General features: G+C 45.6%; 12 protein-coding genes and 1 pseudogene. 6 read left to right on the forward strand and 7 right to left on the reverse strand.

All coding sequences use genetic code 11. The features are described from left to right. Window positions 1–42: 42 nt before the first annotated feature. From MKX30_RS04550 to glpK, 3 genes are read left to right on the forward strand one after another with little or no spacing between them, the layout of a single operon-like run. A complete protein-coding gene (locus tag MKX30_RS04550; RefSeq protein WP_341062478.1) occupies window positions 43–888 on the forward strand; it encodes a transketolase in 846 nt (281 codons plus the stop codon). Window positions 889–890: 2 nt separating this feature from the next. Then, complete coding sequence (locus tag MKX30_RS04555; protein WP_023989377.1) at window positions 891–1,826, forward strand: transketolase family protein; 936 nt, start codon at window positions 891–893, stop codon at window positions 1,824–1,826. 12 nt (window positions 1,827–1,838) lie between these two features. Next, the gene (gene glpK / locus MKX30_RS04560; protein ID WP_341062479.1) at window positions 1,839–3,356 is read left to right on the forward strand and encodes a glycerol kinase GlpK; all 1,518 of its coding nucleotides are present in this window, start codon (window positions 1,839–1,841) and stop codon (window positions 3,354–3,356) included. An 86-nt stretch (window positions 3,357–3,442) separates the two neighbouring features. Here the strand turns inward: glpK and MKX30_RS04565 are convergent. Further along, window positions 3,443–4,320 (reverse strand): annotated as a pseudogene (locus MKX30_RS04565) (LysR family transcriptional regulator). 91 nt (window positions 4,321–4,411) lie between these two features. Here MKX30_RS04565 and MKX30_RS04570 point away from each other — a divergent pair. Then, window positions 4,412–4,666: an MFS transporter gene (locus MKX30_RS04570; protein ID WP_023989379.1), complete on the forward strand. Its 255-nt coding sequence runs from the start codon at window positions 4,412–4,414 to the stop codon at window positions 4,664–4,666. Between the two features lie 10 nt (window positions 4,667–4,676). Continuing rightward, window positions 4,677–4,859 (forward strand): hypothetical protein, encoded by a 183-nt coding sequence (locus MKX30_RS04575; RefSeq protein ID WP_175405281.1) that lies wholly within the window; start codon window positions 4,677–4,679, stop codon window positions 4,857–4,859. Between the two features lie 167 nt (window positions 4,860–5,026). Here MKX30_RS04575 and MKX30_RS04580 read toward each other — a convergent pair whose 3' ends face one another. Next, complete coding sequence (locus tag MKX30_RS04580) at window positions 5,027–7,087, reverse strand: glycosyl hydrolase 115 family protein (RefSeq protein ID WP_023989381.1); 2,061 nt, start codon at window positions 7,085–7,087, stop codon at window positions 5,027–5,029. 257 nt (window positions 7,088–7,344) lie between these two features. Here MKX30_RS04580 and MKX30_RS04585 point away from each other — a divergent pair, with 257 nt between their 5' ends. Beyond that, window positions 7,345–9,288: a serine hydrolase domain-containing protein gene (locus tag MKX30_RS04585; protein ID WP_068941447.1), complete on the forward strand. Its 1,944-nt coding sequence runs from the start codon at window positions 7,345–7,347 to the stop codon at window positions 9,286–9,288. A gap of 184 nt (window positions 9,289–9,472) precedes the next feature. Here MKX30_RS04585 and aspS read toward each other — a convergent pair whose 3' ends face one another. The 5 genes from aspS to MKX30_RS04610 form a co-directional block, all read right to left on the reverse strand. After that, the gene (aspS, locus tag MKX30_RS04590) at window positions 9,473–11,242 is read right to left on the reverse strand and encodes an aspartate--tRNA ligase (protein WP_341062482.1); all 1,770 of its coding nucleotides are present in this window, start codon (window positions 11,240–11,242) and stop codon (window positions 9,473–9,475) included. Window positions 11,243–11,306: 64 nt separating this feature from the next. Beyond that, on the reverse strand, window positions 11,307–13,580 hold the full coding sequence (fabD, locus tag MKX30_RS04595; protein ID WP_341062483.1) for an ACP S-malonyltransferase: 2,274 nt from the start codon (window positions 13,578–13,580) through the stop codon (window positions 11,307–11,309). 31 nt (window positions 13,581–13,611) lie between these two features. Then, on the reverse strand, window positions 13,612–14,565 hold the full coding sequence (locus MKX30_RS04600) for an acyltransferase domain-containing protein (protein ID WP_071558497.1): 954 nt from the start codon (window positions 14,563–14,565) through the stop codon (window positions 13,612–13,614). A gap of 61 nt (window positions 14,566–14,626) precedes the next feature. Further along, window positions 14,627–15,502: an SDR family NAD(P)-dependent oxidoreductase gene (locus tag MKX30_RS04605; RefSeq protein WP_025718361.1), complete on the reverse strand. Its 876-nt coding sequence runs from the start codon at window positions 15,500–15,502 to the stop codon at window positions 14,627–14,629. Window positions 15,503–15,562: 60 nt separating this feature from the next. Beyond that, entirely contained in the window at window positions 15,563–24,433 is an 8,871-nt protein-coding gene (locus tag MKX30_RS04610) for a type I polyketide synthase (RefSeq protein ID WP_341062484.1), read from the reverse strand. Between the last annotated feature and the right edge of the window lie 31 nt (window positions 24,434–24,464).

Here is a 24,464-nt window from a genome sequence, read left to right on the forward strand (position 1 = left end):
GACAAAGCCCATCCCTTTAATACCTATCTTGAGGAGGACATTATGGAAATCCAGGAACTGAAAGTAAAAGCCGCACAAATCCGCATGGACCTGCTAACCATCATTCACCGCGCCAAAACGGGACATACGGGGGGATCGCTGAGCAATACAGACATTTTAACGGCTTTATATTATAAAATCATGAACGTTGATCCTGCTAATCCAAAATGGGATGACCGTGATCGCTTTATCGCCAGCAAAGGGCATTCAGTAGAATCTCTATGGTGTATTCTGGCCGACCGGGGCTTTTTCCCAAAAGAAGAGCTGGAGACCTATAGCCAGTTCGGCACCCGACTCATTGGCCACCCGAACAACAAGGTTCCAGGGATTGAAATGAACACCGGGGCCCTCGGCCACGGCCTGCCCATTTCCGTAGGCATGGCACTAGCTGCCAAGCGGGATGACCGTCCTTACCGTGTATTTTGTTTAATGGGAGACGGCGAACAGGCCGAAGGCTCCAACTGGGAAGCCGCTATGGCAGGCTCTCATTATAAGCTGGATAACCTGATCGGCATTATCGACCGCAACCGACTCCAGATCAGCGGTGCTACCGAAGAAGTCATGGGACTGGAGCCGCTGGAAGAGAAGTGGACTGCCTTCGGCTGGAACGTCGTCTCTATCAACGGCAACAATATGGAAGAATTGCTTAAGGCATTCAGGTCCGCCCCTGAAGTAGCCGGAAAGCCAACGTTAATTATGGCCAATACCACCAAGGGCAAAGGCGTATCGTTCGCCGAAAATGTCCCGGCATGGCATCACCATGTGCCTAATGATAAAGAATTGGAGCTGGCTCTCACAGAGCTAAAGGCAACGATCGAAGAATTGACGCAGAAAGGGCAGGTGCATTAAGCATGAATAAAATTCCTAATCGCCAAGTAATCTGTGACACACTGCTGGAGTTGGCCAAAGACGACCGTGATATCATGGTACTGGCCAGCGATTCGCGCGGTTCTGCTGCAATGGCTCCCTTTGCCAATACGTTCCCGCAGCAGTTCGTCGAGGTCGGCATTGCCGAACAGAATATCGTAGGCATGTCTGCAGGCCTGGCCCACAGCGGCAAAAAACCGTTTGTGACTTCACCAGCCTGCTTCCTCAGTATGCGCAGTATTGAACAAGTCAAAGTTGACGTTGCTTATTCGCGGACAAATGTGAAGCTCATCGGCATTAGCGGAGGCGTCAGCTACGGGGCGCTTGGCATGTCACACCACTCCGTGCAAGATATCGCAGTAGCTCGGGCAATTCCGGGACTGGCGATTGTCCTGCCTGCTGATCGTCACGAAACGAAGAAACTGACCGAAGCGCTTGTAAAATATGACGGCGGCGTATACGTGCGAATCGGGCGTAATCCCGTTGAGGACGTTTACGAAACCGATGATTACCCATTCGAAATAGGCAAAGCTATAACTGTGAGAGAAGGCAACGACGTTACAATTATTGGTGTCGGTGAAACCGTGCGAATCGCACTCGATGCCGCCAAGGCACTCAACGACGAAGGCATATCCGCCCGGGTAATCAACATGCATACAATCAAGCCGCTGGATGAAGAGGCGATCATTACCGCTGCACGTGAAACTGGACGCATCATTACCGTTGAGGAACATAGCATTTACGGCGGTCTCGGCGCAGCCGTGGCAGAAGTTGTTGTGCAGAATCACCCGGTTCCTATGAGAGTGCTCGGCATCCCGGATGAGCCGGCGATTGCCGGTAAATCGGCGGAAGTTTTCCACCACTACGGCATTACGGGTGACAATATCAAACAAATTGCATTCGAATTGATTAATAAGTAGAGGGCGAAGCATATGGAGCACAATCAACAATATATATTGGCCATCGACCAGAGTACTTCAGGCACCAAAGCACTCCTTGTAGACCATCAGGGTACAGTAATCGCCCGCAGCGGGATGGAGCATAAGCAATATTACCCCCATCCCGGCTGGGTAGAGCATGATCCGCTCGAAATTTATGAAAATGTCAAAATAACGGCCCGCAGCGTATTGGAGCAAGCCTGCGTCCACCCGTCCGCACTAGCTGCGCTGACAATCACCAATCAACGCGAAACGGCATTGGTGTGGGATAAGACGACTGGTCAGCCAATATATAATGCTGTTGTCTGGCAATGCCAACGTACGGCGGACCTGTGCGCCGAGCTGAAGCAAGCTGGCCACGAAAGAACCATCCACGCCAAAACAGGGCTTATGCTTGACCCTTATTTCTCCGCTGCCAAGTTCAAATGGATCATTGAACATACGGAGGGAGCTGCCAACCTGCTGGCTGAAGGGAGGCTACTTGCAGGGAACATGGACAGTTGGCTGGTCTGGAAGCTTACCGGCGGTAAAAACCATGCAACCGACTTTACAAATGCCAGCCGTACATCGCTGTTCAATATCCACACGCTGGAGTGGGATGAAGAGCTTGCCCAGCTGTTCTCCGTTCCTTCTTCCCTGCTGCCTGAGGTTAAACCATCCGACGCTATTTTCGGATATACGGCAGATTGCGACCTTTTCAATGAGAAAATACCGATTTCGGGCGTCATTGGGGATTCACAAGGGGCATTGTATGGGCATCTGTGTTTCAAGCCCGGAACAGCCAAAGCAACCTTTGGCACGGGTACCTCTGTATTAATGAACGTAGGGAATCATCCGGTGGATGGCGGTGACGGACTTGTAACCGCTATCGCCTGGGGGGCCAGCGGAACTGTTACGTATGCGCTTGAAGCCATCATCCGGACAACAGGCGACAGCATCAAATGGACGCAGGACAACTTAGGACTGTTCTCTACCTTTGAGGAAATGCAGCGCTTAGTCGAAAGCGTTCCTGCAAACGATGGCGTCTATCTTGTGCCTGCCTTTGTCGGAATGGGCGCTCCCTATTGGAATCCCTACGCCCGGGCGGCAATTATCGGTATGAACCGTGGAACTGGCAAAGGACACATCGTCCGGGCTGCGCTGGAGAGCATCGCTTACCAAGTACGGGACGCTATAGAGTTTATTCAGGAACAGTCCGGGATTGAGTTGGTCGGCCTGCGCACGGACGGCGGGGCTTCCTCCAACACTTGGCTGATGCAATTTCAGGCCGATATTCTGGGCAACCTTGTGACCCGATCCACATGTGCCGAGCTGTCGGCCATGGGTTCGGTCTATCTCGGTGGGCTCGGCACAGGCTTTTGGTCCGATCCAGAGCAAATCGCTTCCAATCTTAAAATGTATGAAGCATACGAACCAAAGATGGATGAGGCTACCAGAGAGAAATATTATACTGGCTGGCAGCGGGCTGTTCAGTCTGTATTGCAACAACAGCATGAATCTCCCGTTTTATAAATAATCTCTGTACTCCATTCCTCATATCTCCCCAATACAAACCAAACAAAAAGGGCCCTTGCTTTTACAAAGGCCCTTTTATTAAGTTACTCACTCGAACGATATAACTGACCCAACGCTTTTACAAACTCACGGGCTGCCGGGGTCGCTTCATCAAAAGAATGCGCGATAATTCCGATATCCCGCGAAATTTGGGGAATGATCTCTTTAACGATTAGTGTATGGGACACCGAGCAAAGCGTAAACTTCGATATAATGCCAATGCCCAACTTTTTTTGGACCATATGGACTAAGGTTTCAGCCGTTTGGACCGTGAGACTCTCCTGGAAAGGAATTTGCTGCTCATGCAAGGTGTTTAACACAGCAGATTCATGTCCTCCTTTACAGAAGATAAGGTCGTTCCTGTTCTGTTCCAGAGAAACCTCATGTTCTGCTTGCAATGGATGATTCTCCGGCATGATAGCAACCATGGAATCGTGTTCAAGAATATGGACGTCATAATGATCGAAAGGAGAAGCTACTATTCCAATTTCAACAGTGCGATCCTCCACCCATTGTTTAATTTGATTCGAGTTTCCTTCCATCAGTTCAATGGTGACATCGGGGTATTGGGAGCGGAATAAGCAGATCGCTTCTGGAAGCAAGTTCGTAGAGGCTGCCGGGAAGGAGCCTATTTTTACTTTACCGCGTAAAAGCTTATTCTCCTGACACGCAAGCTGAACCATTTTATCTTCGATTTCCTTCATTTGTCTGGCCAGACTCAGCATTTCTTTTCCCACTTCGGTCAGTGCGAGTCCATTCTGCTTGTCGCGAATAAACAATTTCACTGCAAAGTATTTTCAAATTGGATCAAAGCCTTGCTAACCGCAGGCTGGGAAATAAACAGCGCTTTGGAAGCCTCCGTCATATTCATTTTCTCCGCAACCTTCATAAACACTTCAAGATGATTCATATTCACAGACATACACCCGTTATAACCATACGGTTATTCCCTCCATGAAATAATAGTACTTCAGTTATATCAAAATATACCTTTAACTGTCGTTTTAATTTGGGTGCTAGCGCATAATATTCTTTACACCTATATCGCTCCCTATCTAAATCAAGCTGGACTGGCTTCCCAAACAGATGTGTTGCTGCTTATTTTTGGAATAACTTCTGTTGCCGGAATCGGGTTGATCGGTGTATTCATTGACCGCTGGCTGCGTCTACTGGTACTTGTGAGTACCTTCGGCTTCGCTATCGCATCTTTAGCGCTGGGAATCGGAAGTCACCAACCTGCTGTTGTCTATTTAACTGTTGCCTTGTGAGAGCGCGGATGTGGCACAGTCTATGCTTGTAACCGCTTGGAATTTGGCCATTGGTGGAGGCGGTTTGCTTGGCGGAATTCTTCTGGAGACACTTGGAAGCAGCTCTTTCCCGTGGGCGTTACTGATTCTTATGCTACTTGCCTTCATAGTTTCGTGGCGTGCTAAGAATCACGAGTTCTCCCCCAAGAAATAGACCTATTGCCCTATAAAAACATTGACGGTTGATGGCTGAGAATCACATCCACACTTGGCAAGAAGCTCAACGAATATGTAGATCAGGTTATAAAGAACCTTCCTGTCCATCTAACTTCATGGATTGGAAGGTTCTTTATCAGAAGTCATACAAGTTCTAAGATCCTTTTAATATAATACCTTCTCCAGACAGCGTGCCAACTCATCATCGGGAAGGGGCTTGCGATGCGTATTCTCCAGGTAGATATATTTCTCTGTTTCTGGCATTAAATATTGTTTGGACCACAGGAACATATCCGGACTGTCTCCCTGAAGACGAAGAAATCTCCGCACAGTGTCCGCATGAGAAATAGTGTTATCTAGATTGGTTAACCAATCTGCCCGGTAGAAATGCTCCCATCTTCCAGTTCCTGCGAGCGATAACGCTTCTTTACCCATCCGGTAGCTCCAAACGGCATGAGAAGCTTGTATAAAAGCTCGTGGATAATCTTTTTCAAGGAACAGCCCATAAGCGCTACATAAGCTTGCCAGTCCACGTGAACCACTCAGATGCAGTTCAATCTGCACAAGCAGTTGATTATACAGCCTGCGACATTCATCTTCAGACAACTGCTTCATGATTCGTAGACACCGCTCTCGTAGTTCAACCCAATCCGGGATTGCCGACTCGGCTTTTTCCTTGAACCAGCGTACCTGTTCAGGAAAAGGCCTTTCTCCAGTAGCCCAGTACAGCCGTTCATCACTGCTTTCTTTGCCTTGTAGCCAATACCCCATAATTTGCCGAGCCGGATGGTGATAGAATTCCTCCCCTGCTCGATCATCCTTATGCGGGCCATAATCGATAGTGCAACGGGAATAATCCCTGTATAATTGGGAAATCTCTTGAAGCTGACTACTGTACAGCCGTCCGATAAAATCAGTAAGCTGCTCTTCAGTATTCACTTTACCCTTCGTCCATAAATTTGCTACTAAATCCAGCGTATATACATGTGGCAAAATATTACCTGAATTGACCAGGAGATACTCGTCCGCCCCTGTAGTAAACGCTGCCGTTAATTCCTCTACAATCAAGCTGGCAGAGGAGGGAAATTGGGTAAGATGGTTCGACGCTTGCAAGTCGTGGAAGGTCACATGGTAATATACTCCATTCTTGCCCCCATCCTGCGCCTCGGGCAATGCTGGTACACGATAATTGAGATTCCCATGGCGCCGAGATACCATTTTACCGTAACCATTGTCTGCCCATATTTTGATCACCCCTTCGGGTACTTCAATATGCCCCTGCTTGTATAACTCGGCAATCTCACCATACATCGCCATACAGCACACGGGCTGCTCCACAAATTCACAGATCATATTGTACTGCTTGCGAACCACATACGATATTAATTGTCCGCGTTTGTCCGGCGTATTAAAGGAAGGATCATCTTCCCAAAAAGGCTTGTCACCCTGCCCGCGAAAAGACAATACCCATACAATTTTCTCTTCCTTCTGCCGTTCAATCGCTTCCTGCCACAGCTGTTCAAACAACTCGGGATGCTCTCTGTAGCTAGCTTGTTTACCCGGAAAGGCGCGCAAAAACATTTCCGCCCCCAACGGCTCGGCATGATGATGTGTGATCCATAAGCCCATGTCTGCTGCAAGCTTATGATGGATACCTGTGCGTGGTAAATCGGTTCCGGGAATCACCATATTTCCACCGCACCGCAGTAACGCTTCAAAAACGGGCTGCCACACCTGCTCCGTTGGTGGATAATCTTCCTTCCAGCCAATCAAGCATACCTCATCATTGACAAACCATCCCCGATATCGGACCTTGGACGGTATACTGTCAACATTCTGACTTGGCAAAACGATGGTATCCCGCTTAGGCGGGAGAAGCTCCGCCCAGAACCAGAACGGCTCCACACCCAGAGCGAAACGGCTGTAATGAAGCAGTCCATAAATAATTCCTAATTCATCACGGCCAATAATATGGAGTACCGTTCCCTTGCTACCAGCAACAAAACGCAGACAATAGCCCTCTGGCCAATGCGGGCAGCTATCTCCTTCCTGCGCATAACGGATAATGATCGAGGGCTCTACTTCTGTTTGCAATGGCTTGCGGCCAAACACTTGCTTATGATCTCGCGCAATCATGTTCCAAGCGTGGGCAATTGGCACACTTTCATCGGTTTGAAGATTGTATCCGCTTTCAGATGAAATAGTTAGAGGTTCACAAGCTTTCATTTATTGTCATCTCCTATTTTTTTCAACTATGAGGATTCTTCTTCTCTTTATTTTATAGGTTGGCAACATACATATAAAGCTGTTCCAACGTAAATATAGCTTTTTTTCGGTAAATCACTTGAGAGTTGAAGCTTAATTCGAGAAAGAAAAAAGTAAGGAACAGGAGAGAAATAAGAAAGACTTGATTGCTACACTAAAAATGTTCCAAAAAACAGACTGCCCTTAAAGATTCAAGTGCAGCAAAAAGGAGACTTGATATGAAATTGAAAAAACGATTTGCCTCTTTGTTCCTGTTGGCATTGATGGCATTTATCCCGGTCCAGGCATATGCTTCTGGGTCCGTTCCAACCACGCCCTCTGGAATTCCGATTTCCGAAATCGAAAACAGAACAGATCAAATTATGAAAAAATATATAGGAACAGCGATTCCTGGTGCTGCGGTTTCCATAGTAAAGGACGGGAAAATTGTTTTTTCAAAAGGTTACGGATACTCAAACATCGAGAAACAAACACCCATGAGTACGGAAACAACCTATATGGAGGCCGGTTCAGTATCGAAATTGTTCACCTGGACGGCAGTAATGCAACTGGTTGAGCAGGAAAAGCTGGATTTGAATACGGACATCCGCACATACTTGCCTGACGGCTTTCTCAAGCTTTCTTTTGATAAGCCTATTACCCTGAAATCACTGATGAGCCACACGGCAGGTTTTGAGGAGCACCTGGAAAAACTTTTGGTTCATGATCCTGCTGATCTTAGGTCTCTCAAGGAGCATATCGCACCCAGAAATCAGCCTGAACAGATTTATGAGCCTGGAACAGTGATTGCTTATTCCAACTATGGGACCAACCTGGCCGGTTATATTATAGAACGTGTATCCGGAATGCCTTTTGAAACCTATATTCAGAAACATATATTTGAGCCTCTAGACATGAAACATTCTTACTTTACACAACGATATGATCTTATCCCAGAGGTTATCGAACATAAAGCAACAGGCTACTCCAAGAAGGATGGAAACTGGGTGGCAAAGCCCAATGTTTTCTTTAATGATGTGCCGGCGGGTGCGTTAAACATTACTTCGGAGGACATGGCTCATTTTATGCTTGCTCATCTGAACATGGAGCATTCCTTAAAATATTCGCTATTCAACAAGAATGAAACCCTGCGAGAAATGCATGAGGCTTCATATACCCACTATCCCGAGCTTCCGGGGAATGCCCATGGCTTTTGGGAACGGTTCGCGGGAGATTATCGTGTTATCGAGCACGGTGGAAATACAGATTCATTCTCCTCTCTGGTCTCTATCGTGCCGGATCAAAACTTTGGGATCAGCATCCTGACCAATGTGGAAAATGAAATGTCCGGTGCAAGAAGCGAACTCATTGACCTGTTTGTTGGGGATTCCCACGCTACTCCGCAAGCGGATAGCACGTTGAAGCATAGCGCGGATGTGGCGGGAAAATACCGTTCTGCTCGTGCAGTATCATCTGGTATATTGAAGCTTATACCCGTATTATCCAATGCGGAAGAAGTGGTCACAGCCAACGGCAATGGCGGAATCACTCTGAGTATTCCATCCATGAATATTCATGTTGATTATGTAGAAACCAAACCCTATTTTTTTGAACGTGTGACTCCTGGGAGCACTTCTTATGATTACGCGGGCTTAAACATCAGTCGTCTTTTTTTCTTAACCAATGCCGATGGTAAAGTGACGCAGTTGTCATATGGAGTGATCGATGACCAATTGCCGATCTCCTTCCTGCAAACATCCATTTTCAGTTATATTCTAGTGGGGGCATGCGGCATTTGGTTTGCGCTTGGGTTTGTTTTTGGTATTACAGGGTGGCTGCGGAAGCTCAAGGACGCAAGAAAGCAGAAGAGTACTTCGCGGCTTCCCTTCCCTGACAGTGTAACCGTAATACCATTGCTGGGTCTGCTTGTGATCGTCAATCTCATTGCTTCCAGCATCCAATTGATAGGCGACCCCTTTCAGCCTATGTCCAATTTCAATTTGAATATTATCTTTTTCTGGGTACTTGGGCTTGCCTTTGTACCGGCCGCTTATCTTGCTGTAAGAAGATGCAATGTTACCAAAACAACATTGTTAAGAAAGGTATACACCGCGACGCTGATTCTTTCGTTTCTAGCTATTTCGATTTTCCTGTATTCCTATAATTTCTACTTTTTGGCATAGCTCCACTCGACAAGCCTGCCATACCTTCCAGTGTACCGATGAAGATTGCAAAATGAACAACCCCAATCTGAGCTAAATAAAAAAACTCTCCTCTGCATCTAGCAGGGAGAGTTTTTAACACACTCAATGAGATTCAAATACGTGCCGAATTCAGCCTTTGCTTTCAGTATGTTGTTGAATCTGTTTATTCTGTTTCTGGCTGAGTATTTACCAATTTTATATGAACATCTCTCAATTGTTTCTCAGTAACCTCCGAAGGTGCTCCCATTAATAGATCCTGCGCTTTGCTATTCATTGGAAAAGCAATAACCTCTCGGATATTCGATTCATTTGCAATGATCATAACAATCCTATCAATTCCAGGTGCTATACCTGCATGAGGCGGCGGCCCAAATTGAAAAGCATTAAAGAGTGCAGGAAATTTACTCTTGATATCTCCATATGTATAACCTGCAATCTCAAAGGCTTTTACCATAATCTCCGTATCATGGTTACGGACAGCACCCGAGGACAGTTCAATCCCATTACATACAATATCATATTGGTACGCTAGGATATCAAGAGGATTCATATTCAGCAGCGCATCCATACCACCTTGTGGCATCGAAAAAGGATTATGGCTAAACCCAATTTTATGAGTATCAGGATCCAATTCAAACATAGGAAAATCAACTATCCAGCAAAATTTATATATATCCTTTTCCAGCAAATCCAGTCTTTTTCCTAATTGATTTCTGACAGCACCGGCTATTTTTTCGACATTTTCAAGTTGATCAGCAGCAAAAAACAGTGCATATCCTGAACTAGCTTGCGTAACATGTATTAATTCGTTTTTCACCTCTTCAGAGATGAATTTTGCAATAGAGCCACTAAGAGACATATCATCGTTGAACTTAATCCATGAGAGGCCTTTCGCTCCAGCCTCAATAGCAAAGTTTACTATATCGTCATAAAAGCTTCTTGGCTGTGCTCCACAACCAGGAACAGCAATAACTCTTATCGTTTTATTTTTAAATACTTTAAAATCAGTCTCTGTAAACAGCTCTGTAACATCATGGATAATTAATGGATTCCTTAAATCAGGTTTATCGCTCCCGTATTTGAGCATGGCTTCTTGATATGGAATCCTGCTAAAAGGCTTTGAAATTTTAAAATTTGTAAATTCAGAGAAAACTTCATATAGCATATTTTCAACTACATTAAAGACATCTTCCTGTGTTGCAAAAGCCATTTCCAAATCCAGCTGATAAAACTCGCCGGGTGATCTGTCTGCCCTTGCATCCTCATCTCTAAAGCAAGGAGCAATTTGAAAATATTTATCAAAGCCCGAAACCATTAATAATTGTTTAAATTGTTGAGGTGCCTGAGGCAAGGCATAAAATTGGCCTGGATGCACTCTACTAGGAACTAGATAGTCTCTGGCGCCTTCTGGAGATGAACTTGTCAGGATAGGTGTCTGGATCTCTAAAAAATTCAAATCGATCATCTTTCTTCTGATACTTTGAATTACTTTAGAACGAAGTATAATATTATTGTGTATTTTTTCATTCCGTAGATCCAAGAAACGATACTTTAATCTTAAATCTTCCCGAGCTTCATTTGCTAAAGATACTTCAAAAGGTAATGGATTCACTACCTTCCCTAAAACTTCTATCTCATTAGCAGCTAACTCAATATGCCCGGTTTTCATAGTGGGACTAATCGTATTTTCAGATCTGTTACATACAGTGCCTGTAACAGAAATGGTTGACTCCCTGCTGATCTTTGATACAAAATCTTTCAATTCGTTATTATCAGAAACAACAATCTGCGTTACTCCATAATGATCCCTAAGGTCAATAAAAATAACCCCGCCATGGTCACGCATATTTTTTATCCATCCTGCAATTCTCACTACTTCGCCGACATGTTTTTGATCCAATTCTCCACAGTTATGAGTCCTATAACTATGCATGAAAAACCCCACTTTCTTTTATCCCTATCATCTTAATGATTTCTATTTTTCTCCACACATATACTCACATTATCGTTAAAGCTTTATACCTCTCATTCAGGTATTCCGCAGTTTCAACCATTATTTTTTGTCCTATTTCATCAACATGCCTGTTCTTCCAATTCTCAAAGACTGTTCCCTTGACCCATTGGTTAAAAGCGCCAAGGGCTGGTCCGCAGTGTACTTGATAATCAACCTTACTGTGTTTGTCTCCATTCATTGCAAGTCGTGTAGAATAAGTAAAGTACCATCTAAATATCAACGCCATCTTACGTTTAGGAATTCTTTCAGCTTTTTCAATGATCTCAGCCGGGTAATAAGCTTTAATATCTTCATATACTTGTTCAATACTCTTCTTAAAATATTTTTCTTCGATATATTTTTTGGTTCCGCTATCAATTTCATCTATGGAGTTATAATTACGGTAAAGATCATATAATTTATTCGCCCTGGCCGGGAAAAAAACTCCTTTTTTCATAACCTGAATTTTCGCTCCCATTTCAAACATATCCCCTGCGGGAGCGTAGTCTGTATCCTGTATATTTAACTGCTGGAGCAAATCCTTTACATCATCACTTGTCCCTGCTTCAACCGTACATTGGTTGATTGAGCCTGTCATGATAAAATCCGCACCCAGTATAAACGCTGCCGCAGCAGCTTGTGGAGTCCCTATCCCCCCGGCTGCCCCTACCCTTATACTTTTATTGTATTTATACTTAAGTAACGCTTCATCCCTCATTTTAAGCATTAACGGAACCAGTACATATGCAACAGCATGATCAGTATGCCCGCCTGAATCAGCCTCGACACACAGATCGTCTACCATAGGAATTTCCATCGCCATCCGGGCCTCATCCCGGCTTATCCTATTTTCCTCGAGCAGTTTATTTACGATATTCTGAGGCGCAGGACTCAAGAATGCCTCCACAACCTCGGGTCTTGATACTTTCGCTATAATCCTGTTCTGCGGTGTTACGATCCCCTTTTCATTTCGTTTCAAACCCTTCAATCTGTACCTTACCAAAGAAGGCGTTATACTCATGAACGCAGAGGCTTCAATAGTTCTAACACCGTATTTTATGTACAAATCAACGATGTTATTTTCTATTTCCAGGTGATCGGGAACATGAATAAGATTCATTCCATAGGCTTCGCCTTGGTTCAATTCTTGCTGAATATACTTTATAGCTTCCTCAAGGGCCCCAATCTTGACTCCCCCTGCCCCAAAGAATCCCATCATTCCTGCCTTACCTGCTTTTACGACCATCTCTTTTGAAGATATTCCCTTATACATCGAACCCATAAGATACGCGTATTTAAGTCCATAATATTGTTTGAATTCGCTATGACCAAGAGACTCCGCCGTAAATCGTTGGCCGGATATACTATTCTTCGACTTTACTTCCTGTACCTGCTCGCTACGTTCCTCATCCTCCCTCACAATCAGCGGTTCTGCGTCTCGTTGTATTGCGTTAACCAACCCTGTTATGACTTTTCCAGGCCCAACCTGTATGAACTGGGTTACATTTTTACCCATTAGATATCTTATACTTTCCGACCATTTGACTGGACTTACGATCTGGTTGATCAGCGTACTCCTTACATCTTGCTGCCTGTAGGGTCTGGCATAGATATTTGAAATGACTGGTATTTTCAATTTTGAGAATTCGAACTGTGACGCATAGGCCTCAAATCTCTGTCTGGCATCTTCCAAATACCTGGAGTGAAATGCTCCACTTACATTTAAAATCACATAGTTTGTGGCTCCTGCATCCTCAAAAATTGGCTGCGCCTGCTCAATCATGTCCTTCGGTCCTGAGATGACAATCTGGCTTGGCGAATTAAAATTAGCAACATCAATCTCCCTTAAATTATTTTTCTCGATAACTTCTCTAAATACTTCCTCGTTCAAGCCTATGACCGCTGCCATACCACCACCAGTAGCCTTGACCATCAGTTCTCCTCTTTTTTTAACCAGCTTCAAGCCCGTTTCAAAGTCAAATGCCTCTGCGGCAAATAAGGCATTGTATTCACCTAGGCTATGTCCTGCAACATAATCGGGTTTTCTTCCAGTCTCTTTTAATTTATTAAGATAACTCAAAGCGTTTACGACAAATAGCGCCGGTTGGGTAAAATCCGTTTGTCCTAGTTGATTGGCAGGATCTTCAAGACACAGTTTCTTAATAGAATAACCAAGAATAGCATCCGCTTTTGCAACCAATTCCTGAAATTCGTCAAATAGTCCTACTCCCATGCCTTTGGCTTGAGCCCCTTGTCCAGGGAACAGATATGCGATCATTTGTGTCCTCCTTTTTGCTAGTGAATGCATATTAGTCGAATATTTCAAATAGACGATCCAAATTTTTCATATCGTTTTGAAAAGGTGAAAGAATAGAACAAATACTTGCCATTTTCTTGTTACCAAAATTGTACTTCACAAAATTAGCAAGAGTGCCCGAGGGGCCAAGGTCAATATAGATGACCCCGTCCCCGTCTCCCAGACATTTTAAAGCGTTCCGAAAACGGATAGGTTTTCTAGTGACATCCCAAAGAAAACGGTTGTCAAGGGATGTCGCCTTTCCTCCGTACATAGATGAAACCATATTTATAGTCGGATTCCTTAGGGGCTTAAGCTTTAAATACGCTGTATATTCCAAGGCTATAGGGTCCATTAAGGAAGAGTGAAAAGCAAACTGGACCGGTAATCTTTGACATATAAACTCATTTGCTATCAAGTAGCGTTCAATTCCTTCCAGTTCCTCACAGCTTCCAGAAATGACAAAATGCGAGTCATAGTTGATTGATGCTAACTCTGAGTTGGCATTCAATACGGATATTTGGTCATACAGACTGAGGTCGCCAATTACGGCCAGCATGCCACCCTTTGGACAGTAGGTTTCTACCATTTCTGCTTGCTTGACAAGGCATTGAAGAGTATCTTCATAACTCATACAACCAGCCGCAGCAACAGATGCAAACTCACCGAGGCTGGAACCCAAAACGTAATCAGGATAAATCCCCTTTTCCAGTAATACCTGTGTGAGGGCATACTCCACCATGAAAATTGCGGGGTGAGTATATAACAGACTATCAAACAGGTCTCCTCTCCCACGGTTGTCGTCGTACAGCATTTTTAATACGGACCTGCCTGTAATATCCGTATGAATCTCATCCAGCTTGGTCATCCATTTTCGGAAAACTGGATTTAACTTAAATAATTCTCTTCCCATGCCGTAGTATTGTGAGCCTTGGCCTGAAAACATAAAAATCACAGATCTGTCCATTCTAACCTCCCACAACATACTCATTGATAAAATCCCAATAAAACCATTTAAAACGAATATTTCACAGTAAATTGCGAACTAATTGCATTTGGGAAGGTGTGGGATTGCTTTCGTTAAGAACATTCTCCATATGTTGTCTTATTGCAGGTTTGAATTTCGGCTCTGTTATGATATATAGCTGCCCTTTTTTGATTCCCTCAAACATCTGATTTGCTACATCCTCTGGAAGTATTCCATTCTGGACAGCCTTGCGGGCCAATTGATTAATGACTTGTCTTTCCGGGGGAAGATTTCCTAGTCCGGTCTGCTTACTCAGCTCCGTCGGTCGGTTTCGTTCCGCATCCATAATTTGGGTGCGTACGAACCCGGGGCAGACAACTGAAACCCCTACATTGGAACCTATCAATCTGAGTTCTTGGTGTAGCGTTTCAGACAAGCTTAAAACGGCATGTTTTGACGCGCTATATATGCCATTACCAGGGCCGGACAATAGCCCGGCGATGGATGCTGTATTCACAATATGACATGCGGTTTTCTGTTTCAGCATAATAGGAACAAAAATTTCAGTTGCAAAGAGAATCCCCCATATGTTTACGTTTATTACCCACTGCCAATCCGCCACCGTATTTTCCCATAATAAGCAGCCCGTGCCGGCGTCCACTCCTGCATTGTTGAACAAAAGATGCACAGCTCCAAATGTCTGAACCGTTTTTTGCGCTAATGCACGTATATCAGCTTCTTTGGAAATATCCGTCACCACGGATAACGTTTCTGCACCCATGTCTTTCAATTGTTTTTCGGCCCTTAGAAGGGCCTCCTCCTCAATATCCGCGAGGACGACCTTCATGCCCTCATTTACACATCGGTCCGCAATAGCACGGCCAATCCCACTGGCGGCTCCCGTAACTACGGCTATCTTATCTTTAAATTCCCTCATGATTTACCTCCAGAATATTTTGTATTTTCCATCTGATAGTGATCGGTTCCCTGTTTATGTTTAAAACAGGGTTATCGGTAGGGGGATTCTGCGAACATCTTTATCCTCATGGAGTGCCTCCCATGAAATCCTGCCCCCCTGGCTCCAATACATCGCTATATTTTCCATATTTTTCTCCTCTAGCAGCAATTGAGAAACGGTCTCTCCTATTTTCCCTGAGAGAAGCGCACTCGTGTTTGAGTCTTCTGCGCTTTCTCCTATAAATAAAGGAATAGATGCCCCTTCGGGCCCGTTGCCGCTATCGGCTATTTCGAGAAGTTCCCTAAGACCCGTGAGTAGATCCTGCCGCGTATTCGCTACGATTGCCGCCCGGCATATCATCGCTTCGCGGCCTGTCTGAAGTGTAAAAGCAATATCTTGTAAGGCATCATCGCTCTGCTGCTCCAAATATCCCAGTAATTGATTGGCAAGCGCCATCAGTCTCTCACGGTTTATGTCCGAGAGAATCACCACTTGGGGCTGATCTGCCACTCGCAAATGAATGTTGTCTTTTTCTGAAGGGATATATTCTTCCAGAATGAAATGCACATTAGAGCCTCCCGCACCAAAGGAGCTTACGGTTGCCCGCAACGGGAATTCCCGTTCTTCTCCCTGAATCTCAATTACAGGCCGCTCCCATTCCTGAACCTCCCGTTGCAAATAAAATGGAGTATTACTGAAATTAATATTAGGGTTAAGCTTCTCGGCCTTAATGGTAGGAACCAGTTTTCGATGCCACAATTGCAATATGACCTTGGTTAGCTGTGATATTCCCGAAGCCGCTTCTGCATGCCCTATATTGGATTTGACTGAGCCAATGGCACAAAATTGCTGCTCGGTCGTGAATTTCTGGAATGCTTTATTCAAAGCAGCAAGTTCAATAGGATCTCCCAATATAGAACCATTTGCGGCTGCCTCTACATAACTGATCGTCCGGGGGTCTATACCGGCTTTCAAAAAGTTTTCTTCGACTAGTTGCGCCTGCGCATTTGGGTTAGGGATTGTATATCCATTGCTATGTCCCCCATGATTGGTTGCCGTGGATTTAATAACCGCTAAAATGCAATCTCCATCCTGTACAGCCTTATGAAGCGGTTTTAAGAGTACCGCTCCAACTCCTTCCGCTGGAAGGTACCCATCCCCATCTGCAAAGCTTCTGCTATCTTCATGACTTCCAATCAACTGATTTTGACTGGATTCAATATACTTTTTGGGACTGGTCAATAGATTCCCCCCGCCAGCTACCGCTATTTGACACTCTCCCCTGATCAGGCTTTCACATGCCATATGGACAGCTACAGCTGAGGAAGAGCTCATCGTATCAATGGATATGCTCGGTCCCTGGAAATTGAAATAATGCGACATGGGATTTGCGACTGCAACAGACCCAAATGATGTTACCCGTTGGGCAGAGTCCGGTTCGATATCACAGGAGCAGTATTTGTGATACGTAGCGCCCACATAGACGCCAACCTTGTTCTGGTGCTTCTTCTGTAATGCCTCTCGCGTATATCCTGCACTTTCAAGCAAATTCCATATTATTCCCAGGAAAAGTTGCTCCATCGGGTCCATTAAACTGATCTCATAGGGGGTGAGATGAAAGAATGCTGGCTCTGACAGGCTTATTCGTTCCATGAAACCGCCCCACTTGCAGTAGGTTTTTCCCGGCTTGTTTCTCTCCTTGTCAAAATAAAGATCGTGCTCCCAACGGTCTTTTGGAACTTCGGTAATGCAGTCCTTGCTATCTTGGAGATTGCTCCAGAACTCCTGAAGATTTTCCGCCCCTGGATATTTCCCGGACACCCCGATGACAGCAATGTCCATCGCTCCTGTTTCTTGTTTCTTCTCCTCCTGAGCCTCTACCTCGGTTGCCGAAAATTGGGGACGACGGAATATCGGAGAAGGGGCTTTTACCTGCTCCATACCAAACCATTCAATCAATTCGCCTCGATGCGATTCCAGGAAATATTCTATTAAACTCTGGATATTCGGATATTCAAAAAGTAAGGTCCTCGATAGCGGGCCGAAGTTTTTTTCCAGCTCATCGGTTAATTCCATTGACTTTATGGAGTCAACACCATAGTTTTCCAGATTTTTGTCCTCTTCAATGCGATGTTCCGGCAGTCCAGTGGACGAAGAGAGCAGGCTCTTTAGGTAACTTGCCATTTTTTCACGCAGCAGCTCTTCTTCCTGGCTGGACACTGCCTTATTTGTTATAGAAGTTGGTTCGGCATTTTCACCCGCAGCTGTTGCCTGATCTATGCCAAACAAAGCGATCAATTGGTCTCGATAGGCTTCCACAAAATATTCCGTCAAACTTCGAATATTTGGATATTCAAAAAATAGAGTCCTCGACACCTGATCGAATGTTTTCTCCAGCTGGTCGGTCAACTCCATAGACTTTATAGAATCAACCCCATAATTCTCAAAAGGTGTATTCTCTTCGATTCGATATACGGGCAGTTCGATGGACGATGAAAGCAGAGTCTTCAAGTAATGGACCGTCTTTTCACGCAGCAGGTCCGCTTCTCTGCCGGACACTTCCTTGTTTGCTGCAACAGTTGTGTCAGCTTTCGCGCCTGCCACCGCTACCTGATCTATACCAAACAAAGCAATCAATTGGCCTCGATAGGCTTCCACAAAATAATCCGTTAAACTCCGGATATCCGGATATTCAAAAAATAGAGTCCTCGACACCTGATCGAACGTTTTCTCCAGCTGATCGGTCAACTCCATAGACTTTATAGAATCAACCCCATAATTCTCAAAAGGTGTATTCTCTTCGATTCGATATACGGGCAGGCCGATGGACGTTGAAAGCAGAGTCTTCAAGTAATGGACCGTCTTTTCACGCAACAGGTCTTCTTCTTGGCCGGGCTCTGTCTTGTTTGCTGTGGAGGGAACGATGTTAGCTTCTGACCCGAGCGCCTGATCCCGAGATGCTTTACCGCTTTCTTCAAGCTGTCCCTCCATGACCATCATTGTGCTGATTAGATCTACGTCTCCTTCGATCACCATGACCTGATCCGAAATACAGGCTATGCTTTGGTACAGGGCGCTCATTCCTGTCTCTGTCCTCATCGCATACATACCCACCTTCTGCATGGCCTTCTCCGTCTCCTGGTCAGGCCGCATTCCGCCATCTTTCCATAACGGCCAATTGATGGACAGCGTTTTGCCTGTACGCTCCATGGAGGTTACCAAGGTATTGCGGTACCAGGCATATGCGTCCATAAAAGCATTCGCGGCAGCATAGTCAGACTGACCTGCATTACCACCCACTCCCGAACCTGACGAAAAAAGGATAAAGAAGTCAAGAGCAATGTCCTTACTGGCTTGGTCCAGATTTACCAGTCCCGTAACCTTGGGCGCTAGCACTGCCCTGAATTCCAGGCTAGTCTTTTTAATAATATAGTTATCCTGGATTATTCCAGCACTGTGCAGGATGCCGTTGATTCCGCCGTATGTCTGTTTGATATCTTCAATTAAGCCAAGCACAGCTTCCTTCCGCGTGACATCCGCCTGTTTGTATTCTACCCAGGCGCCCAATGCCTTCAATTCCTCCAATGAAGTCTGCTTGTCCTGATCCAGTAGGGAACGTCCAGTAAGAATCAAAGTCACTTCCTTGGCCTGACGCGCAATCTCTTTAGCAAAAATAAGACCTAAACCCTTTGCTCCTCCAGTAATCAAATAAACCCCGCGGTCTTTCCATGGAATATCCGGTGTTTCTGACGGCATTTCTGCTTTACTCCAGACAGGAATCCAACGTTTGCCTTCTGCAAACCGGATGCGGCTATCCGCAGGGTGTCGGCTGCTCGTCTTTAGTATTTCAATGAGCCCTTCCATTTTTTCTGTACCCTCAACTTCAATTAACTGACCATAGATCTTTGGATTTTCCTTTTGCGCAGTTTTGAGTATGCCGCACAGCCCAGCGAAAAGCAGCTTTTCATGCTGAGGCATCGTTACAATCTGCACCAGCACCTTGCCTTTGGGTTTGTCATTCAGGATACTTTTTATTTTTTCAAAAACCTGGACGGCATACTTTTCGAAGCGCCGATCAACCTCTTCCATACCGGATTGCAGAGTGATACATTCCATTCCTGCCAAGGAGAACTCGATATCTCCTGCAGCAATGGTATCTGTTTCGCAAAGCATTACCACATGTCGTTCGTAAGTGGGAACCATCGTGTCCTCCGCAACCGCCTGTTCTTTCCAGAAGGGTTGGAGCATCATTACACCAGGTGTTTTCTCACATGCGCCCACTACCTTGTAGGAGCATCCTTTTATACGCACGCAGACTTGGCCTGCCTCATCACACAAATCAATGTCATACTTCTGCGTATTATGACCAGCCCCGCTTCCTCTGCTATACCGGATCAACGCCCACATTTCACAGGGACATTCCCGAAAAATTTCGAGTCTCTCAATGGCAGTCGGCCGTATTTTCTGTAGAGGGTCAATGCCTGAAGGCCGCATGATATTTTCATCATTCGAAAACAAGTATGCCGGCGGCATTTGCAAAGCAGCATTTATTATAAAGGGATGCAAAACAAATAAGCCCTCAGTATTCCTAATACCGGAAGGCAACGATAGCTTGGTCAGCACTAACCCCTGTCCTATATGCACTTGTTCATTGGCCTGATGTTCCGGACTGTAGTCGGCTCCCATGCCCCACACTGCTTCATCGTCTATCCCAGGCGAAACATGCTGAAAGCACTCCATCTGCAAAGCCTGTATATCCCACGTTTCCGCTTCATTTAGCATCTTCAGTTCGGCACTACCCTGGCTGTGTAAGACAGGGTCCCCGGCTTCTGTTAATCTGCTATAGATTTTGAAGCCAATCGCTCCTTGATCTCCCGGAAAGAGCCCTATATGTATTTCTAACGGCTGATCTCCTATAGCGGGAGCATGTGTCCATACAATATCTTTAATAATGATGTTTGCCTGACCCTTCTCCTGTACTGTTAACGACTGCTCCACCGCTGCCCGCACCATTTCAAGGCATGCCGCTTCTGACAGGACAAGCTTTCCGTCAACTACGGAGTCCTTCAGATAAAACTCCTGGCCGCTAAAGGTTGAACTAAATCTTTGCTCAGAAAGTACGGAGGTGTTTTGATGCAGTAATGGATGTAGATGTGCAGCCACATTGGCGAACGGCTTTTCTTCATCTACATGTATCCAATATCGTTCTCTGGCAAAAGGATATGTGGGTAAAGGGATACGGCGGGGCTGGACATTACCGTAAAGTCTGCTCCAATCAATACGGACACCCTTGACCCACAAGTCTGAGATTCTGCCGTACTTTTCCGCTAGAATCTGTAAATCAACCGTTTCATCAAGCGTTTTCTCCTCTGAGGCCATGTTCAAGCTCTCCTTGTCCCGCTTGGCCTGTCCCCGGTAAAGGTGTGCAATACTCTGTCTTCCTCCAATAAAGTCCCGCAACTTGTTTTTAAGTTCCTCCACTGACTCAACGACCACAGCGAGGCGCTCTTCCATCGCCTCACGTCCTGTTTGCAAGGTATAAGCCACATTCACCAGATCGTGATCGGAAAACTCATTCCGATCCATTGCAGCAGCCAATTGGCTTACCTGCTCCTTCAATGCTCCGTCACTTTTTGCCGACAGAACTATGACGACCGGTCTTGGAGGAGTAAAGGGATTTTGAAAGTCATCCTGTTCCGCAGGGAGGTATTCCTCAAGGACAATATGGGCATTAGCCCCACCGGCTCCAAAGGAAGATATCCCGGCGATCCTCGGGTATTCCCGTTGTTCGCCATCCTCCTCCACTATCGGACGCTCCCATTCAGAAAGTCCCTGTTGGACTACAAATGGCGTTTTGGAAAAGTTTATATTAGGGTTCAGTTTTTGGGAATGCAGGCTAGGGGCAATTTTCCGGTTTTTCATTTGCAAGATGATTTTAGCGATGCCTGCAATCCCTGCGGCCGCCTCTAAATGGCCTATGTTTGATTTTACCGAGCCGATAGCACAAAACCCCGTGTCCTGCGTATCTTTCTTAAATGCCTGGGTAAGCCCGGTGACTTCAATAGGATCACCGAGCTCCGTTCCAGTACCGTGGGCCTCAATATAACTGACTGCCCGGGCATTTACGCCTGCTTTATCAAAAGCCTCTCTAATCAGTTCACCCTGTGCTACCGGGTTAGGCACGGTATACCCGTTTGTTTTTCCTCCATGGTTGATACGGGTTCCCCGAATAACCGCATAGATATGGTCCTTGTCTGCAATGGCTCGTGACAAAGGTTTGAGCAGCACAACCCCTGCACCTTCGCCAGGGACAAATCCATTCCCGCCTTCCCCAAAGCTTTTACACCGCCCCTCAGGCGATAGCATTCTCATCGTACTGAGAAAGATATAGCTTGAAGGATGAAGATATAAGTTGACTCCTCCAGCAACAGCCATCTCGCATTCACCGTTATAGATATGCTCACAGGCCTCGTGAATTGCAGTTAATGAGGAAGAGCACATGGTATCAACCGGGATACTGGGCCCCTTTAAGTTCAAGAAATAGGATATTCTGTTGGCTACCGAGCTGAAGGAGGTTCGCGGAAATACGGGTTGTCCTTGTTCCCACAGCTTTGGTCCATATAGATTGAACCCCGTTCCCGTAATTCCTGCAAAGACGCCAATCCGGCCATTATACTGTTCGGCGAGCTGTTCCCTGCTATATCCTGCATCCTCGAAAACCTTCCAGCATTCTTCCAGGAATATTCGCTCCTGAGGATCCATACTCATTGCTTCCCGGGGAGATATATTAAAGAAGAGAGGATCAAAATCTGCAAAATCCTCCACGAATCCTCCATATTTACTATAGCTTTTGCCCTTCTCAACCGCTTCTTTGATGTCAGAATAGTAGAAACCTTCCCTCTTCCAGCGTTCCGCAGGAATTTCTGTTATACAGTCTTTGCCCTGTTCCAAATTACTCCAGTACTCTTCCATATTTTTGGCCTGCGGATATCGTCCGCTTATACCAATAATCGCTATTTGCTCGTGTTTCACACGGTCTCTGTTAGTATCCGTGTTGCGGATACGATTGTTTTCTTCCTTTGGCAGGGTTGACAAAGAAAACTCGCTGGCAGCATGCAAGGTTGCGGAAATGGAGACGGATTTCTCTTCCGTCTTTATCGGGCTTCCGAGTCCTGTCCACCGTACGCATTCCTTGTGATAATCAGCAATAAAATATTCGGCCACTGCCTCCAACGTCTGATATTCATAAAACAAGGTCATTGATATTTCTCCAAAAATGCCCTGCAGCTTTTGATTAAGCCTTGTAATCATGATGGAGTCAATGCCATAGCTCTCTAAAGGCTCGCTGACATCAATCTTGTCAATGCTCAGCTTGGTAACTTCTCCAAACAATAGTTTTAGCTGATATAAGGTTTTTTCTAGAAGCAGTTCAAGATTCACCTCTGAAGAAGCTGACTCTTCAACATATTCTTTCTCCTGTGGTTGGGACGCCAGGAAATACTTTTGCAATTTGGATTGCTCACCTTCTATTACTAATAACTGATTCAGGCCAGCGGCCAGACCGTTATATAAAGCCTGGATACCGTTTGAAGCTTGCATGGCTACCATGCCAATACTTTGCCAAGCCCTCTCCGTGTCATCGTCCACATGCATCCCTCCATCCTTCCAAAGAGGCCAATTGACAGATAGCGTCTGCCCTTTGCGCCCCTTTGAGGATACAAGGCTGTTTCGATACGCGGCATAGGCATCCATAAAGGCATTAGCGGCAGAATAGTCGGCTTGACCGGGGTTGCCCATAATCCCAGCTATTGAGGAGAAGAGAATAAAGAAATCCAGATGTAGCTCCTTGGTCCCCTGATCTAAGTTCACCAGTCCGGCAACCTTTGGTGCCATTACTTCCGCGAACTCTTCCTGTGATTTATTCATAATAAAACGATCCTGTATTACTCCAGCACTATGAAGGATACCATCAAGGCCTCCATACTCTTCCCTGATCTCAAGGATCAATTTGGAGACCTCTTCCTTCCGTGCTACATCTACCTGTCTGTACTCAACGCGGGTCCCCAGCGCCTTCAACTTCTCCAATATGGCCTGTTTGCCTTCGTCTAGATTTGAACGGCCTACAAGAACTAGCGTGGCTTCCCTGACTCGCTGGGCGATATCCTCCGCAAAAATAAGTCCTAAACCTCCTGCACCACCTGTAATCAAATAAGTCCCCCGATCCTTCCAGGGCACTCTTCCCGTTGTCTCAGTGGGTTTCATCTCGTTCCAACCGAGAACCAAACGTTTACCATCCTCATACCGTATTCTTTTATCCTTTGGATATTGACTGTTCTCTTTTAAATTCTCAATCATTTCTTCCAGACCTGCTGATTCCAATTCTACGAATTGTCCTACGATTTTCGGGTTTTCTTTCTCAGCTGTCTGCAGTAATCCCAATAGTCCTGCGAAAGGTTGCTGTGCGCTTTGTGCGGAAACTGCAATCTGTATCAGTACGCTACCCTTGGATTCCTCTGTGAGAACCATTTGCACTTCCGTGAGCAGCTGGAGGGCATACGCCTGAAAGCGTTCATCCATGCTGCTTTGGCTGGCATGCAGCTTGATGCAACGGGTTCCTTTCATGAGCGATTCAATGCTTCGCTCCGCGAAATGATCCAGTTCGCAAAGCACCACCAGATGCTGGCTAAATTCAGGGCGTGCCACTTTCTGGAGAGCAACTTGCTCTTTCCAGAAAGGCTCAAGCATAAGGACTCCCGTATCCGCCAAGGACCCCGCAGTCCTTGTTCCGCTTTGCGGGGCCTCATGTGAAACCATTTGAGCTTGAAATTGGCGTATTTTTACAATGGCATCCTCTTTCTGTATCCGTCCGCTTTTTACCTCGCCTAGAATATATTGAAAAAAATCCTTCATCTTCTATTGCCTCCCAGCACGTAGAAACTTC

It is taken from the genome of Paenibacillus sp. FSL P2-0173 (assembly GCF_038008045.1).
Taxonomy (GTDB): domain Bacteria; phylum Bacillota; class Bacilli; order Paenibacillales; family Paenibacillaceae; genus Paenibacillus; species Paenibacillus polymyxa_B.

Excerpts from the sequence above, each read along its gene's own strand:
- MKX30_RS04585 (WP_068941447.1), top strand. The coding sequence starts at position 7,345 with ATGAAATTGAAAAAACGATTTGCCTCTTTGTTCCTGTTGGCATTGATG.
- MKX30_RS04600 (WP_071558497.1), bottom strand. The coding sequence starts at position 14,565 with ATGGACAGATCTGTGATTTTTATGTTTTCAGGCCAAGGCTCACAATAC.
- MKX30_RS04610 (WP_341062484.1), bottom strand. The coding sequence starts at position 24,433 with ATGAAGGATTTTTTTCAATATATTCTAGGCGAGGTAAAAAGCGGACGG.
- aspS (WP_341062482.1), bottom strand. The coding sequence starts at position 11,242 with ATGCATAGTTATAGGACTCATAACTGTGGAGAATTGGATCAAAAACAT.
- MKX30_RS04580 (WP_023989381.1), bottom strand. The coding sequence starts at position 7,087 with ATGAAAGCTTGTGAACCTCTAACTATTTCATCTGAAAGCGGATACAAT.
- MKX30_RS04555 (WP_023989377.1), top strand. The coding sequence starts at position 891 with ATGAATAAAATTCCTAATCGCCAAGTAATCTGTGACACACTGCTGGAG.
- fabD (WP_341062483.1), bottom strand. The coding sequence starts at position 13,580 with ATGATCGCATATCTGTTCCCTGGACAAGGGGCTCAAGCCAAAGGCATG.
- MKX30_RS04605 (WP_025718361.1), bottom strand. The coding sequence starts at position 15,502 with ATGAGGGAATTTAAAGATAAGATAGCCGTAGTTACGGGAGCCGCCAGT.
- MKX30_RS04550 (WP_341062478.1), top strand. The coding sequence starts at position 43 with ATGGAAATCCAGGAACTGAAAGTAAAAGCCGCACAAATCCGCATGGAC.
- glpK (WP_341062479.1), top strand. The coding sequence starts at position 1,839 with ATGGAGCACAATCAACAATATATATTGGCCATCGACCAGAGTACTTCA.